The 14,947-nt window shown below is 63.2% G+C and carries 19 protein-coding genes; 15 read left to right on the top strand and 4 right to left on the bottom strand.

Annotated features, from left to right (window positions below; genetic code table 11):
- Positions 1-10 precede the first annotated feature (10 nt).
- The 4 genes from ACOY6C_RS02520 to ACOY6C_RS02505 form a co-directional block, all read right to left on the bottom strand.
- A complete protein-coding gene (locus tag ACOY6C_RS02520) occupies positions 11-889 on the bottom strand; it encodes a protein-L-isoaspartate O-methyltransferase family protein (protein WP_420903906.1) in 879 nt (292 codons plus the stop codon).
- Positions 890-1,227: 338 nt separating this feature from the next.
- Positions 1,228-1,983, bottom strand: coding sequence for an energy-coupling factor ABC transporter ATP-binding protein (locus tag ACOY6C_RS02515; RefSeq protein WP_420903905.1), 756 nt, complete (start codon positions 1,981-1,983; stop codon positions 1,228-1,230).
- Positions 1,980-2,792 (bottom strand): cobalt ECF transporter T component CbiQ, encoded by an 813-nt coding sequence (gene cbiQ, locus ACOY6C_RS02510; RefSeq protein WP_420903904.1) that lies wholly within the window; start codon positions 2,790-2,792, stop codon positions 1,980-1,982. The genes ACOY6C_RS02515 and cbiQ overlap by 4 nt, the downstream gene beginning before the upstream one ends.
- Positions 2,793-2,799: 7 nt before the next feature.
- Positions 2,800-3,837, bottom strand: a complete 1,038-nt coding sequence (locus ACOY6C_RS02505; protein ID WP_420903903.1) for an energy-coupling factor ABC transporter permease — start codon at positions 3,835-3,837, stop codon at positions 2,800-2,802.
- A 101-nt stretch (positions 3,838-3,938) separates the two neighbouring features.
- Between ACOY6C_RS02505 and nikR the strand changes: the two genes are divergently transcribed.
- From nikR to ACOY6C_RS02430, 15 genes are all read left to right on the top strand, one after another.
- Positions 3,939-4,364, top strand: a complete 426-nt coding sequence (gene nikR, locus ACOY6C_RS02500) for a nickel-responsive transcriptional regulator NikR (protein WP_420903902.1) — start codon at positions 3,939-3,941, stop codon at positions 4,362-4,364.
- A 235-nt stretch (positions 4,365-4,599) separates the two neighbouring features.
- Positions 4,600-4,785, top strand: a complete 186-nt coding sequence (locus tag ACOY6C_RS02495) for a hypothetical protein (RefSeq protein ID WP_420903901.1) — start codon at positions 4,600-4,602, stop codon at positions 4,783-4,785.
- Between the two features lie 29 nt (positions 4,786-4,814).
- A complete protein-coding gene (locus tag ACOY6C_RS02490) occupies positions 4,815-5,153 on the top strand; it encodes a hypothetical protein (protein WP_420903900.1) in 339 nt (112 codons plus the stop codon).
- The gene (locus ACOY6C_RS02485) at positions 5,137-6,270 is read left to right on the top strand and encodes an ABC transporter permease (RefSeq protein WP_420903899.1); all 1,134 of its coding nucleotides are present in this window, start codon (positions 5,137-5,139) and stop codon (positions 6,268-6,270) included. The genes ACOY6C_RS02490 and ACOY6C_RS02485 overlap by 17 nt, the downstream gene beginning before the upstream one ends.
- Entirely contained in the window at positions 6,267-6,944 is a 678-nt protein-coding gene (locus tag ACOY6C_RS02480) for an ABC transporter ATP-binding protein (RefSeq protein WP_420903898.1), read from the top strand. The genes ACOY6C_RS02485 and ACOY6C_RS02480 overlap by 4 nt, the downstream gene beginning before the upstream one ends.
- Complete coding sequence (locus ACOY6C_RS02475; RefSeq protein ID WP_420903897.1) at positions 6,945-7,946, top strand: hypothetical protein; 1,002 nt, start codon at positions 6,945-6,947, stop codon at positions 7,944-7,946.
- 102 nt (positions 7,947-8,048) lie between these two features.
- The gene (locus ACOY6C_RS02470) at positions 8,049-8,546 is read left to right on the top strand and encodes a TlpA family protein disulfide reductase (protein ID WP_420903896.1); all 498 of its coding nucleotides are present in this window, start codon (positions 8,049-8,051) and stop codon (positions 8,544-8,546) included.
- A 348-nt stretch (positions 8,547-8,894) separates the two neighbouring features.
- Positions 8,895-9,131, top strand: coding sequence for a hypothetical protein (locus ACOY6C_RS02465; RefSeq protein ID WP_420903895.1), 237 nt, complete (start codon positions 8,895-8,897; stop codon positions 9,129-9,131).
- Positions 9,128-9,790, top strand: a complete 663-nt coding sequence (locus ACOY6C_RS02460; protein ID WP_420903894.1) for a hypothetical protein — start codon at positions 9,128-9,130, stop codon at positions 9,788-9,790. Before ACOY6C_RS02465 ends, ACOY6C_RS02460 begins: the two co-directional genes overlap by 4 nt.
- Positions 9,777-12,305, top strand: a complete 2,529-nt coding sequence (locus ACOY6C_RS02455; RefSeq protein ID WP_420903893.1) for a heavy metal translocating P-type ATPase — start codon at positions 9,777-9,779, stop codon at positions 12,303-12,305. The genes ACOY6C_RS02460 and ACOY6C_RS02455 overlap by 14 nt, the downstream gene beginning before the upstream one ends.
- A complete protein-coding gene (locus ACOY6C_RS02450; protein ID WP_420903892.1) occupies positions 12,298-12,981 on the top strand; it encodes a sulfite exporter TauE/SafE family protein in 684 nt (227 codons plus the stop codon). Before ACOY6C_RS02455 ends, ACOY6C_RS02450 begins: the two co-directional genes overlap by 8 nt.
- Before the next feature lie 54 nt (positions 12,982-13,035).
- Entirely contained in the window at positions 13,036-13,650 is a 615-nt protein-coding gene (locus ACOY6C_RS02445; protein WP_420903891.1) for a nitrous oxide reductase accessory protein NosL, read from the top strand.
- Positions 13,647-14,165 carry a nitrous oxide reductase accessory protein NosL gene (locus tag ACOY6C_RS02440; RefSeq protein ID WP_420903890.1) on the top strand — a complete coding sequence of 173 codons (519 nt, stop codon included), beginning with the start codon at positions 13,647-13,649 and terminating at the stop codon, positions 14,163-14,165. Before ACOY6C_RS02445 ends, ACOY6C_RS02440 begins: the two co-directional genes overlap by 4 nt.
- Positions 14,162-14,416, top strand: a complete 255-nt coding sequence (locus tag ACOY6C_RS02435; protein WP_420903889.1) for a hypothetical protein — start codon at positions 14,162-14,164, stop codon at positions 14,414-14,416. Before ACOY6C_RS02440 ends, ACOY6C_RS02435 begins: the two co-directional genes overlap by 4 nt.
- 180 nt (positions 14,417-14,596) lie before the next feature.
- Positions 14,597-14,914 (top strand): STAS domain-containing protein, encoded by a 318-nt coding sequence (locus tag ACOY6C_RS02430; RefSeq protein ID WP_420903888.1) that lies wholly within the window; start codon positions 14,597-14,599, stop codon positions 14,912-14,914.
- The last annotated feature ends 33 nt before the right edge of the window (positions 14,915-14,947 follow it).

The following is a 14,947-nucleotide window of genomic DNA, read 5'->3' as shown; positions in this document are numbered from 1 at the left end:
GGATGCCGGCTCAATGGGGGCCCTTCCCGTTCCATGTACCGCCATCCGCCTTGGTGAAGGGCACGAATGAGACGGAAAGCCTGCCATTGTAGACATCTTGGCGCGTGATGGTGGTTTTGCCCTGTTCATCGACCTCTTTGGTGACCTTGAGCAGGGTTTGTTTACCAGGAGGCCCCACGGGAATCACCATGATGCCGTTGGGTGCCAATTGCTGCAACAGCGGCGGAGGAATGTGATCGACGGCGCAGGTGACGATGATTTTGTTGAAGGGGGCAAATTCGCTCCACCCATGGTAGCCATCATCTGACTTGAGTTTGATGTTTTCGAATTCAGCCCGACCGTTCTTGACAAGGTTGTCGAACACGTCCCTGGTTCGTTTGTGGAGCGGTTCGATGATTTCCACAGAGTGGACCTGGTTGGTAAGGTGGGCGAGCACCGCGGACTGATAGCCGGACCCGGTACCAATTTCCAGGACTTTATCAGAAGGTTGCACATCCAGGGCAGAGGTCATGCGCATCACCAGATGGGGACCGGAGATGGTGACGCCATAGCCGATATCGAGAAAGGCATGCTCGTAGGCGCGACGTTGATTCCGATCCAGGGCGAACGCCTCGCGTTCGGTGCGCAGAAAGGCAATTTTCTCCTTGTCTCTGGTCACATCTTTATTGTTGACCAGCGCCAGAAAACGCTGATAACGCAATTTGAGCATGTCACGATTATGGCCATACTTGTCATTCATGAAGTTGACGAACGATGTCTGGGCATCTCGCCCCTGCATGGCATCGGTTTTCACATAATCCTGTATCTCCTCGGCAAAGGAAACAGGCATCGGTCTGCAAAGAACCAGCAGAAGAAGTGCGATCGCAATATATTGATTTTGTTTGTACATGGTTCTTATTCGAGCGTGAGTGTCCCACGGGAAAGCCGTGGCTGCATGGAAAAGCGTGACGCGAACCTGAGCAATGGGCTGGATTCGGAGTTTTCCGGGGTCAGGCGATTCACGGTGGCCCCAAAGCGACCCCTTCCGTCACGCCATGTGGACACTCTAGCACAAATCCGCCACGCAATGCACGGAGGTGAGATGGTCCGGCGCTTCAACGATCCACGAAAAGTGTTTGGCGATGCACGGGGTTCTGGCTCATCCATCCGCCCTCTCCCTGGGGAGCGGGGGAGACGAACAAACGGATCATGCGGCGCGGCAAGGCGCCCTTGTCATGCCCGCATTCGTCACCAACCCGCGCCACACCAGGGGCAGGCATGATCCGACGGCGACACCAGCAATCCGCATCGGATCAGCGCTTCGAGGTTGTCCCGCAAGGCCGACACGGGCCAATCGGCGAACACCCGGCCCTCATGCAGCACGACGACCCGCTGGCAACGGGGCAGAATCCAACCCAGATCGTGGGTGGCCACGATCCAGCCACAGGAGAGCCCTGCCAGGATCCGCTCCAGTGCGTGCCGTCCCTTGGGATCCAGTCCGGAGGTCGGCTCATCCAGAAGCAACAAATCCGGACGGAGCGACAAAACCGCGGCAATGGCCACCCGGCGTTTCTCCCCGCCCGAAAGACGATACGGAGGACGATGGCGCAGTTCCCACACCTCCAGGCGTTCCATGGCCTCCCGAACCTGCCGATCCCTCCGTTCGACGGGCAACCCCAGATTCATCGGACCAAACGCCACATCCTCCAGTACGGTCGGCATGAACAGCATGTCGTCCGGATCCTGAAACACCAGCCCGACGCGGTGTCGCAATCGTTCCGGGGCCGAGGCCGGGATGGGCTCCCCATCCAGCAGGAGCGTACCGATCCGCTCGGTCCGGACACCCGCCAGAAGCTGCAACAAGGTGGACTTGCCCGCGCCATTGGCCCCGATCAGCGCGATCCGCTCGCCCGGATCCACCCGCAGGGAGACCTCAGAGAGTGCCCGCGTCCCGTCGTCGTGGGTGAACGTCAGTTGGATGGCTTCGAGCAACGGCGCGCTCACGGGATGCATTCCATCAGCCAGACTCCCAGGCGCAGGACCGGATCATCGAAGCGCAACAGCAGAAACAGCACCGTCCAACCCATCAGAAACACCCCGTCCCGCAGATGGAAACGCAAGAGAGGCCGCGCGGGCAACGTTCCATCGAATCCCCTGGCCAGCATGGCCTGATGCAACCGTTGCGCCCGCTCCAGGGAACGCAGCAACAGGTGTCCCACCAGGCGGGCCGCGACCGGCCAGGCGGGACGCTTGACCCCGAAGGCCCGCAAATCGTGGGCGCGCCGCATGCGTTCGCCCTCTTCCGCGATCAAAAAAATGGCACGCCAGGTGAGAAGAAGGACGGAAACCACCCCAGCCGGCACGCCGAGACGTCGTGCCGCCGCGCCCAGGGCAGGCATGCCGGTGGTGGCGGTCAACAGGAACAAGGCACTCAAGGTCAACAAAAACCGCAGCAGAATGGAGGTCAGCGAAAACCAGCCTCCGGCGATCTCGACACCCGGAATCAACGCAACCGGCGCACGGTCCAGGAGCGGATTGAGAGAGCCCATCGCCAGCACGAACGGCAGCGCCGGCCTGAGCGCCTTGCCGATGCGTGCGGGTGAAATCCCGGAGATCCTCGACACGACCAGGGGAAAACAGACAAAAGGCAGCAGACCAGCCACGGCATGCGCGTCGAACGAGGTCACGCACAGCACAAAAAGCAGGGTCGTGGCGAGTTTGACGCGCGGGTCCAGCCGATGGACCGGAGAGCACCCCAAGGCCAGTTCATCCACCCGCGCGAGCGTCGCCAGAGGATGGGTCGTGCCGGACATGGCGGGTTCAAACCGATCGCGGATCGTCCGGGCTTTTCCGCCGTTGCGGAATGCCAACGAGCAATCCTAGAATCAGCAGGGTGAGGAGTCCACCCGCGATGCCGGCCAGGGAGGAGGCGCCGTCCGGCGTACCCCAACCTTTTTCGCTTTTCTCTTCCGGCGCATCGGATGCGGGCCGAAAGGCGTAATCCGGCATGGGCGCGAGGCTGGCCTGAATCCGCGCCGCCATGTGATGGAACGCGCTGTTGCCATCCAGGGATTCCGCCTTGCCGGTCAGGCGGGCCACCGACCACTCCAGCCCGTCGGGTGAGGCCGAGGCGAACCAGGAGAGCACGCCACCGGTCAGCAGGGCGGCGAGGCCCACCGCCACCGGCAGTTTGCCCCAGCCACGAGGGGTCTGGGTCTGCCGGGTCAACGGCCAGTCGGGACGCGCCTTGAGCAGCAGTTCGACCACGGCCACGGTGATGGCGCCCTCGACCAGCCCGATGGCCAGATGGATCGATCCCATGGTCAGAAGAAAGGGCGTGAACGGCAATTCGGAGATTCCGGACAGCCAGGTTTCCAGCACCACGCCCAACGCGCCGACCAGCAAGGCGAGCCAGGCCGACAGGAACACCGCGACCCGCAACCGTCGTCCCACCACCGGTTGCGGGCCGGCCAGAGGACGAAACAGCAGCGGGTGGATCACCAGACAGGGGATCACCCCCATGTTGACGATGTTGGCCCCCAGGGCCAGCAGGCCGCCATCGGCGAAGAAGAGCGCCTGGATGGTCAACACCGAAGTCATGGCGAGCAATGCCGGATAGGGCCCGAGCAGGATGGCCAACAGCATGCCTCCGGCCAGATGACCGCTGGACCCGGTGCCAGGGATGGTGAAATTGACCATCTGCGCCGCAAAGACAAAAGCCCCCATCACCCCGGTCATGGGCGCCGCATGAGAAGAGATCGCGCGCACCCGTCGCGCGGCCCACGTCACCGCCGCACCGGAGGCCAACCAGAAGGCGGAACCCACTGACGCGGACAACAAGGCATCGGACATGTGCATGACAAAGACTCCCGGGAATGGTATGAAGAATTAAAAAAAGATCATAACATCGTCCGGAGTTTAATGGATCGACGTTTCGCTTGTCAAAGGAGAGATGCGGCATGAGCCGGAATGTGGAGCGCTTCACCATTTCGCTGGAACCGGAGCTGGCGCGGCAGTTCGACGCCCTGATCCAGGAGCGGGGCTATCGCAACCGTTCGGAGGCGATTCGGGATCTGTTGCATCGGGAGTTGGCCGAGGCGCGTCTGTCTGGCCCGGAGGAGTCCGAGGGGATCGGGGTGTTGGTCTATGTCTATGATCACGAGGCCCGCGATCTCTCCCGTCGTCTGACCCGGAAGCAGCACGACGGGCATGATCTGATCCAGGCAACGCTGCATGTCCATCTGGACCATGACCGTTGTCTGGAAAGCGTGGTGCTGCGCGGCGGGATCGGTCGCCTGGAACGGCTTTCGCAATCGATCATCGCCGAACCCGGCGTGCGGCATGGCCAGTTGCACCTCGTGCCACTGCGCGATGACCAGGCGTGAAAGGCGCGCCTCGATCAGGCCGCTCTTGAATCCGTTCTGTTGTGTCACTTGGGGATAAGAAGCCTAAAACGTGTGTGTACCGTGTCAAATAACACAGTAACTGTTGCGATTGACACAGTACGCACGCACCCGCAAGGTAAGAACCGTTCAGAATCAATTCGATGCGAATTGGATGGCATTATGCAAAGCGTGTCGGGATACCATCCAACCCTTGCTCGCGCTCCGGGAGTCACGCATGAAGTCGCCCTCGCCATCCGTTACGCGCCACAAGCCGGTTTCGTTGGGCTCCTTGTTGCTGGGTACAGGGCTGACCCTGACCGCGCTCATCCTGATTCCGGCCATGGCGCAACGCTGGGGGGTAGGCGCCGGATTGACCGGAGCCTTGCGGGTGGCGGCCACGCGCGCGGCCCAGAAGGTATGAGCACCCCTTTCGCATCTCGCAACGGCGGCATGACAATCCACGCCCGCAGACCGGCACGCACGGTGGTCCGGCTGGGAGCGGTCTGTCTGATCGCCTTTGGCGTCACCCTGCTGGACAGCTTCGGGTGGCGCGGCGCGCATCACGACAACGCCGATGCGCGGCAACTGGTCGAAAAACTGCTCCTCACCGATCTGGCCCTGTTCACCGAGGCCCGCTACACGCGCCACATCACCCAGGCGGATCGTCACACCCCGTTTCAGGATCATCCGGTGGCCCTGGAGCATTTTCCGAGCGGTTCCCTGGTGCAGCCGGCGCGGATCCCGACGCACGATGCGACAAGCGAGGGCGATGATGTCCCCGTGGATTGAACGTCAGGCGGCCTTCATCGACCATGCGGTACGCGCCATGGGCAGACGCCGCGCCCATCAGATCGGGCTGTGGCTCGTCTACACCCTGCTGGTGTTTCTGCTCGCCTCGGTGATGCTGTTCGCGCACGCCCTGCGTCACGAGGCCCGTCAACTGCTGCGCGATGCCCCGGAACTGGTGGTGCAACGCATGGAAGGGGGACGGCACGCGCTGCTCTCTGCGGACCATCTGGAGCGCCTGCGGGGCATCCGGGGCGTAGGACAGCTCTTTCCCCGGCTTTGGGGGTATCATTATGACCCCATCTCCCGCGCCAACTACACCCTGATGACCCCGCACGACGATCCGCCGCCACCCGGTCGGATGATCATCGGCGCCGGCATCGCACGGGTGCGCGGGTTGGCGGTCGGGGATCTCTTCTCCTTGAAAGGGGGCGACGGACACTCCCGCTCCCTGACGGTGCAGGGAACCTTTTCGTCGGCCTCGGAGTTGATCAGCAGCGATCTGATCCTGATGAACGAGGCGGATCTGCGCCCCTTGTTGGGCATCCCGGAAGGGTGGTACACCGATCTGGCCCTGACCGTGGCCCAACCCCGCGAGGTGGGCAAGGTGGCCGAGAAGGTGCTGCAACGTTTGCCGGAGGCGCGTCCGATTCTGCGGGCCGAACTGTTGCGCACCTATCACGCCCTGTTCGACTGGCGGGAAGGGATTCTGCTGACGCTGTTGAGCGTGGTGCTTCTGGCCTTCGTGATCCTGGTGTGGGACAAGGCGAGCGGTCTGGGCGCGGAGGAGCGCCGCGAGATCGGCATTCTCAAGGCGATCGGCTGGCAGACCGGCGAGGTGCTCGCCATGAAGCTCTGGGAGGGGACGATCCTGTCGCTGAGCGCTTTTCTGGTGGGGTATGTGCTGGCCTATGTGCATATCTTCGTGGCCCCGGCGCCACTTCTGGCCGCCATGCTCAAGGGGTGGGCGGTCCTCTATCCGGCGTTCGTCCTGCCGCCGCGCGTGGACGGCTTGCAGGTTCTGACCCTGTTCTTTTTCACGGTCTTCCCCTTCATCGCGGCCATGATGATCCCCGCCTGGAAGGCTGCGGTGACCGATCCGGACGCAGTCATGCGATGATCCAGCTCGACGGTGTGCGCAAGATCTTCAACGAGGGGCAACCCAACGCCTTTGCTGCGGTCGATGGCATCGATCTGGAGATTCGTTCCGGCGAAGTAACCCTGTTCACCGGCCCCTCGGGATCGGGCAAGACCACGCTGTTGACCTTGATCGGCTGTCTGGCCAGACCCAGCGAAGGGCGGATCCACCTCGACGGCAAGCCGGTTTCCGGTTTGCCGGAACGGTTTCTCACCGAATTGCGGCGCACCACCTTCGGGTTCATCTTCCAGCGCTTCAACCTGATCCACGGTTTGAGCGTGTTGGAAAATGTCATCCTGCCGGCGGCTCCCCTGGGAATCCCCCGGCAGCAGGTGATACGCTCGGCCCTGGAGATTCTGGAGAGGCTCGATCTCACCCACCGGGCCGACAGCCCGGTGGCGTGGCTCTCGGGAGGCGAGGCGCAGCGCACCGCCATGGCGCGCGCCCTGATCAACCGCCCCCGCGTGGTGATCGCCGACGAACCGACGGCCAACCTCGATTCGCGACTGGCCGGAGCGTTTCTTGAGATCATCGCCGAGTTGCGAACCGAGGGGCATACGGTTTTGATGACCAGTCACGATCCGCTGGTGGTACGATCGCCGGTGGTCGAACGGGTGGTGATGCTGCGCGATGGGCGCATCGTGGAGAGCGGGTGAATGATCTTTCAACCCGCGATCCTGGCCTTGCTGTTCGCCGACCTGGTGGCCATCCTGCTGCTGGGCTGGACCCTGGTGCTGGCCTGGCGGGTGGTGCGCCACTGGGACGTGAACCGATCCACCGCGTTGCAGGTGCGGCTGGAACGGCAGACGGTGCTGGCGGGCGCCCTGGTCTCCTTCGCCTGTCTGACCCAGGGGGTGTCGCTGCTGCTGCTGGTGCATACGGCGGATGCCCTGTCGGAACTGTTCACCGGGGCGATGTGCGCGGTGGGCACGCTGAATGCCGCGCCGGGGGGATTCATCGCCCTCGATCTGCGCATCGGCCTGTTTTTCCTGGCCGCCGCCTGGCTGGTGGTGCATCTTCTGGATGGGCAGTGTCCGGATTATCCGTTGACACGGGCCAAATTCGGCCTGCTGCTGGCGGTGCTGCCGCTGGCGCTTCTGGCGGCCTGGTGGCAGGGAGTCTATTTCCTGGGACTCAAAAGCGATGTGATCACCTCGTGTTGCGGCGGACTGTTCGATGCGCGCGGGGAGAGCTTCTCCTCCGAGTTGAGCGGCTGGCCGGTGCGGCCCGCCATGTGGGCGGTGGGAATCTCCTGGCTCACCTTCACCGCCGCCGCAGGTCGGGTGGCCCTCTCCGGCAACGGCGCACGACTCCTGGCCCTGCTGGCCGTGATCAACCTGCTGGTGACGGAGGCGGGCGTGGTGTCGTTCGTGTCGCCGTATGTCTACGAGCACCCCAACCACCACTGCCCGTTCTGCCTGCTTAAAGTCGATTATCAGGCCATCGGTTATGGGATTCATGGGCCTCTGTTCCTGGCCACGGCCTTGTCTTTGGGTCTGGGCCTGACCGCGCATTTGAACGCCACGCGCGACATTCCGGATCCGGCGCGACCTCTGGCCCGTCGCCTGGCGCATGTCGTGATCCGGTTGTCCGGATTGCTGGCGCTCGTGCTGGTTTGGGTGGTGCAACGCTCGCACCTGCGTTTGATGATGGAGTGATGGATGAAAGCTGAAACGTGTCTGCTGAGGGGAGAACCCCCTCCCCCCCCGACCGTGGCCCTTCCTGTCGGGCGTTCCACGACAAAACGATGGATGATGCGGATGATCACCGCCGTCCTGCTGGCCGGCGCGCTGGCCGGATGCGAAAAGGCGCCGGTGCTGGCCAAGGGCGATCCCGCCCCCCCGTTCAAGCTCGAGGCGTTGCGCGGCGAAGCGCTCGCGATTCCCGAGGGCGTGACCGGACATCCGGTGGTGGTGCGTTTCTGGGCCGACTGGTGCCCCTCCTGCCGTGCCGAGATGGCGGTGCTGGAAAAACAGTACCAACAGCGCAAGGAAAAAAGATTGCGGGTGGTCGCGGTCAACGTCGGACAGGATCGCGCCACGGCGCAACGCTTTGCCGACGAATTCGCGCTCACCTACGACGTGCTGCTGGATGGCTCCTCCCAGGTGGCGCGTCGCTACGGGGTGAATGCGTTGCCGATGACCTATCTGATCGGGCCGGACGGAAAAATCATCAACAAGATCATCGGGGAAATCGACGAAAAAATCCTCGCCGGCCAGTTGGACCAACTGATGGAAGCCGCCGTGCGGGGGCGCTGACTTGATCCGAAGGCTCATCCGGTTCATGATGGGTTCCAATCCACCTGATTGTTCAGGGGAGAAACGTGCGATGTCCGTTGCATCCGCTCTTTGCCATCTGTGTGGCTTGCCCCTGCCCGCCGACCCGCCCACCGTGAGGACGGACGACGGTCGGCTGTTCAGCTTTTGCTGCGACAGTTGCCGACAGATCCATCAGATGCTCAATCCGGGAACCACGCCCATCGGGCGCAAAGGCGGACAGGCCCCCGACCCGGACCCCTGATGAATCCCGCAGGCATTCCGGCGGACGGCGGAACGCGGACGACGCACACCGATCATCACTCACTTTAAATCTACGAAGGAGCCATCATGGCCATCAGCCCCACGTTTCTCCGTCATCCCCTGGTCATGTTCGCGCTGGGCGCGGCCACCGGTGTCCTGGCCTACAAATACCGCAAGGAGATCGCAGGCGCCGTCTCGCGCGCCAGCGACGCGGGCCGCGATTTCATGCTGCACCAGAAAGAGTCCCTCAACGACCTGCTGGAGGAGGCGCGTGAGGCCGAAGCGACGGGCAATACCGCCGCCACGCCCCGCCACGATTCATGAGCGATCCGATGGAGCTGTTCTCCCAGGTGGCGGTGCGCCATCGGGGCGAGGGGCTGTTGCGACTGGAACTCCCCCCCTCTCTGCGCCATCCCGCCGTGGGACGCTATCTGACCGCCGGTCTGCAGGCGGGCTTCGGGGTGCGGCGCGTGGGATTCGATCCGGAGGGCGGACGGCTGGCGATCCACTATCTGCCCACCATGACCGATGACCGACGGATTGCCCGACTGCTGGCCGAACTCCTGGTCCGTCTCAAGTCGCCGTCGTCCGCCTCCCCGATCCGCGCGCCGATTCCCCTCGGCGTTTCCCGTCCGTCGGCCTCCCGGAGCCTCAAGGAGCGACTGCTGGCCATTCCGGCGCTCAAGAACACGCTGGGCCGGGTCCCGCTGTGGCGCGCCCAGGCGCTGGTGATCCGGCGGATGATCGGGCAGCAAATGGAAAACCGACCGGCGTTGCAGATCTTCGGCAAGCGTCCCGAAACCGCGGTCATCAATTTCATCAACGAAATGGTGACCTTCTACCTGATCCGCGTCCACTGGGACCGGATCACCAAGGTCTGGTTGCGCAATCCCCTGGGCCACTACAAGGAGTGGCTGGCCCTTGGTTACCTGGTGTTCCTGCTGGTGCGCTCGCGGCGGAGAGAGGACGATGACGACGCCTGATGGTGCCCGCTTCGAGGTGGCGCATCGGCTCAACCGGCGTCTGCGGGTGGTGATTCCCGGATTGCGGCGCGACGAGGAGCGCTGCGCGCTGGTGGCGGTGCTGCTCATGAAACACCCCGCCATCCGCAAGGTGCGGGTCGAAGCGCGCATCGGCTCCCTGGCAATCCATTTCGATCCGGAGTCGATGGCCGAGGCGTGGCTGTCGAGGCTGCTCGGCGGGATGCTCGCCCAGGTGGTGGCCGCGCGCATGCCGTCGGCGGGCGACATCGAACCGGTCGATCCCGACGCTCCGGCGGCGGGCGGGGCCTGCACCACCCTGGCCGTGGAAGGCATGAGCTGCGCTTCGTGCGCCATGCTGATCGAAATGCGTCTGCGACGCCATCCGGGCGTGACACGGGCCCAGGTCCATTTCGCCACCGGGATGCTGGAGGTGGCGGGCCGACTCGACCGGGGCGAGGTGGCCCGCGTGGTGGGCACGTTGGGTTATGCGGTGCGCCCGCTCGACACCCCGACCCAGCGCCGGCTGGTGATCGAGCGGGAACGGCAGTTGCTGGCCCAGGCACGGCGACGCCTGCTGCTGGCCACGGCACTGACCCTGCCGGTGGCGGTGCTGGGCATGCTGATGCCGCGCGGTTGGGGCTGGAAAACCGTGGAGTTCCTGCTGGCCACGCCGGTGGTGTTCGGGGCCGGGGCCTCGATCTTCAAGCGGGCCTGGCTCCTGGCGCGCCAGGGCAGCGCCAACATGGACAGCCTGATCGCCCTTGGCGCCGGTTCGGCCTATGTGTACTCGGTGCCGGTCTGGCTGCGCGGCGGGCATCATCTCTACTTCGAGGCTGCGGCCAGCATCGTCACCTTCGTGCTGTTGGGACGCTATCTGGAAGAGAAAGCCAAGGGCAAGGCGGGCGACGCCATCCGACAACTGATGGAACTGCAACCCGAAACCGCCACCCGAATCCTGCCGGACGGTCGGGAGGAGTTGGTCCCGATCGATGCGTTGCGGGTCGGCGAACGGATCCGCATCCGGCCCGGCGAACGGATCGCCGCCGACGGGGTGGTGGTGGCCGGCGACTCCTCGGTGAACGAATCCCTGATCACCGGCGAAAGCCTGCCGGTGGGCAAGTCGCCGGACGACAAGGTGGTGGCCGGATGCATCAACGGCGCCGGCTCCTTGCAGGTCGAGGTGCGGGCCGTGGGGGCGGATACGGTGTTGGCCGGCATCATCCACCTGGTGGAGCAGGCGCAGAACAGCCGGTTGCCGGTGCAAAAACTGGTGGATCGGGTGTCGGCCCGCTTCGTGCCCGGCGTGCTGCTTCTGGCCGGCATGACCGCCCTGTACTGGCTGAGACGCGGCAGGCCGGTCGGCGTGGCGTTGACCAACGCGGTCTCGGTGCTGCTGATCGCCTGCCCATGCGCGTTGGGACTGGCCACGCCGACGGCGATCATGGCCGGAACCGGACACGCGGCCCGTCGCGGGATCTACATTCGCGGCGGCGAGAGCCTGGAGGTCGCCTCGCGGTTGCAGGTGGTGATCCTCGACAAGACCGGCACCCTGACCGCCGGCCATCCACGGGTGATCGATTTTCACGCGCGCTCGCCCTGGTCCGATGAGCGGATCCTGACCCTGGCAGGCAGTGCGGAGTTGCCATCGGAACACTTTCTGGGGCGGGCGGTGGTGAGCCATGCGCGCTCGCTCGGTCATACCCTCGAGAATTGCGAATCCTTTGTCGTCCATCCGGGACAGGGGGTGGAGGCGCGCGTGGCGGGGCATTCGGTGGCCATCGGCAATGCCGCCTGGCTGGCCGAATCCGACATCGATACCGCGCCCTTGCAGGCTTGGGCGGATCGCTGGGCCGCGCAGGGGATGACGCCTTTGCTGATGGCCGTGGATGGCGCGGCGGCTGCCGTGTTCGCGGTGGCCGATCCGGTGCGTGCCGATGCGCGGCTGGCGGTGCGACGGCTGCGACAGATGGGGTTGCGGGTGGTGATGGTGACCGGCGATCTGCACGCCACGGCCCGGCATGTGGCCGAGCGGGTGGGAATCCGGGAGATCCTGGCCGAGGCCCGTCCCCATCACAAGGTGGCGGTGGTCCAACGGCTCAAGGCGTCGGGGTTGCGGGTGGCGATGGTGGGCGACGGCATCAACGACGCGCCGGCTCTGGCGGCGGCGGATGTGGGCTTTGCCATGGGCAGCGGCGCGGACGTGGCCATGGAGACCGCCGGCATGACTTTGGTGGGGGGGGAACTGTTGAAACTTCCCGAGGCGATCCTGCTCAGTCGCCGAACCCTGTCGGTGATCCGACAGAATCTCTTCTGGGCCTTGATCTACAATCTGGTGGCCATTCCCGAGGCGGCACGGGGCCGACTCAATCCGATGATCGCCTCGGCGGCCATGGCGATGAGTTCGGTTTCGGTGGTGTTGAGCGCGTTGCGGCTGCAACATGTGCCACCCGAGGAGATGGAAAACGGAACCGAAGAGGAAGAGTTGGCCGCTTCCGGGAGCGCGGCGCATGGCTGAGAGTCTCGTCATGGCGTTTCTGGCCGGCCTTTTGGGCAGTGGCCACTGTCTGGGGATGTGCGGCAGTCTGGTTTCGGCCTTTTTCATCCGCTTTGTCCCGCCGGAGGCCCGGATCGGGGCCATGATCGCCTATCACGGCGGGCGCATCGGCATCTATGCGGCAGTCGGTCTCCTGGCCGGCGCTCTGGGGATGGCCTTGACCTCCACCGGCCTGATCGGCAAGGTGCAGGGGGTGTTGCAGATCGTCGTCGGCGTTGTGGTGATCGCCCTGGGTCTGGATCTGCTCGGTTTGAGCTGGTTTCGGGTCAACTATGATTTCTGGCCGATGAACCGTCTGTATCGTTTCTTCCAGCGGGCGGGCGAAAGCGGACCGGTGAAGGGTGCCTGGATCGGCGGCATGATCAACGGTTTGATGCCCTGTTCGCTGACGCTCGCCATGGCGGTCAAGGCCACGGCTGCCGAAAGCGCCGTGACCGGCGGAGCTTTGATGCTGGCCTTCGGGATCGGCACCCTGCCGGCCATGCTGTTCGTCAGCACCCTGTTCGGACGGTTGGGGGCCACGGTGCGCGGCTATCTGCTCAAGGCTGCGGCGTTGGTGGTGATCGTGCTGGGCGTGGGCACCCTGATGCAGGGGGTGGCTTATTTCAATGTCATGCGGCATCTGGCGGATCGTTAGCCTGCTCTTTTTTCGGTTGCATTCAACCCCCGTTTGACATGGAGAACACATTTCATGAATACGAGTCGTCGTCAATGGATTCTGGGCACGCCGTTGCTGGTGGGCGCGGCGGTGGTCGGTGGATTGATTCCGGAAGCCGCAGCCTCCGCTTGCCCCACCGATGGCACCCCGGAGCAGTTCACCCCAAAAAAGCCCAAGGATCCCAATCCTTTGGACAATGAGCTGGAAAAATATCCCACCTGTCCCTATTGCGGCATGAATCGGCGCGAACACCATGCCAGTCGCCATTTGATCCACTTCGAGGATGATTTGGTGGATGGGGTTTGTTCGTTGCATTGTGCCGCGATCAGTCTGGCGATCAATCTGGATCGGGTTCCCAAGGCGATTCATGTCGCCGACTTCGGCAGCAAATCCGAGCCTCGTCCCCTGGTCGAGAGCGACAAGGCGGTCTATCTGCTGGGATCGACGATCAAAACGGCCATGACCACACGCGGCAAACCCGGTTTTGCCGACCGGGGTGTGGCCGAAGGCATGCGCAAGGAGCAGGGCGGAGAGTTGGTGGCGTTCGAGGATGCCCTGACCGCCGCCTATGCCGACATGGCCAAGGATACCGTGGCCATCCGCAAACGTCGTTTGGAACGACGCCAGAAGATGAGTCAGGGCGGATGAGACAACCAACAAACAATCGTCACCTTTGGCCGGTCTGGCTCGCCCTGGCGCTCTGGATCGGCGCCTGGAATGCCAGCGCCGGAGAGTCCCCAACCGACCGGGAAGTTCCGTCTGGGGCGAAATGCCCGGTATGCGGCATGTTCGTCGCCAAATATCCGGAATGGGTGGCCCTGGCGCGCTGGTCGGATGGTACAGTACATTATTTCGATGGCGCCAAGGATCTGTTCCGGTTTCTGGCCAATCCGGAGCGCCATGCGCCTGGACGCGATCCGGCGGGCATCGGTGAGCTGTACGTGACCGACTATTATGGCCTGAAGCGCATTCCGGCCCGTTCGGCCTGGTATGTCGCAGGTTCGGACGTGCATGGTCCCATGGGACACGAATTGATCCCCCTGGCCCATGAGCAGGAGGCACGGGAGTTCATGCAGGACCACGGAGGACGGAAACTTCTGCGGTTCGAACAGATCACGACGGACATTCTGTCCGCCTTGGATAAAACAGGAGAGGCACCATGACTCAGGCCCTGATGACGGTGGAACGCGTTTCAGCCAATCGGAAGCGTCGGGATCGTCAATGGGCCAAGGTGGGCATGGGCACCGCCCTGGCCACGCTGGTCGGCACCGCCCTGATCGGCGGGCGCGTCCTCAAACAGGTGCATCTGGTGTCCGGGGTGGCCCTGCTGGGATTCACCCTGTGGCACTGGCGGCTCAATCGACCCGGAACCCGTCCCGGAAACGCCACATGCCACACGGACCGAACGGTTTGAATGGGGCCTGGCGATCTTTTTTTCTTGCAAAATTTAAAATATGGTAGAAAATGGACCCCATATTCATCGAATATGGGCCGTACCGTTTCCATGGATTGTGTCTGGAAACGGCACGGTGGGTAGATGAGGATCGGTCGGCCTCGTGTTTGGATTGATTCATGTTGTCAGGAGATGGTTATAATGGCGCAACTGAACGTGGAAATGATTGACAATTCTGCAAGAATTGAACTTCCAGAGGTGTTTGATTATTATCTTATGGAAAAGTTTTTGAACAGCTCAAAAACTTTGTCCGAATGCGAATCCATTGTGATAGACTTCAAGCATACAAAATATATCGATTCTCCAGCAATCGCCACCCTGTTCCGTTTGAGAGAACTCGTCAAAGAGAGAGATTGCATCAAGATCATCAACATTAATCGTAATATTTACGATCTTCTCACGATAACAGGTTATGTTGGTCTGCTGGGAAAAGACAATTTTGACAACATCACAGCCTAGTGCGTGTTGACAAGCGCCAGCAGCATGCTGTCT

Origin of the sequence: Candidatus Magnetaquiglobus chichijimensis, assembly GCF_045865675.1 — a bacterium.
Lineage (GTDB): Bacteria > Pseudomonadota > Magnetococcia > Magnetococcales > Magnetaquicoccaceae > Magnetaquiglobus > Magnetaquiglobus chichijimensis.
Note: the sequence above shows the minus strand (reverse complement) of the source record. Positions and strands in the feature narration are given on the sequence as shown.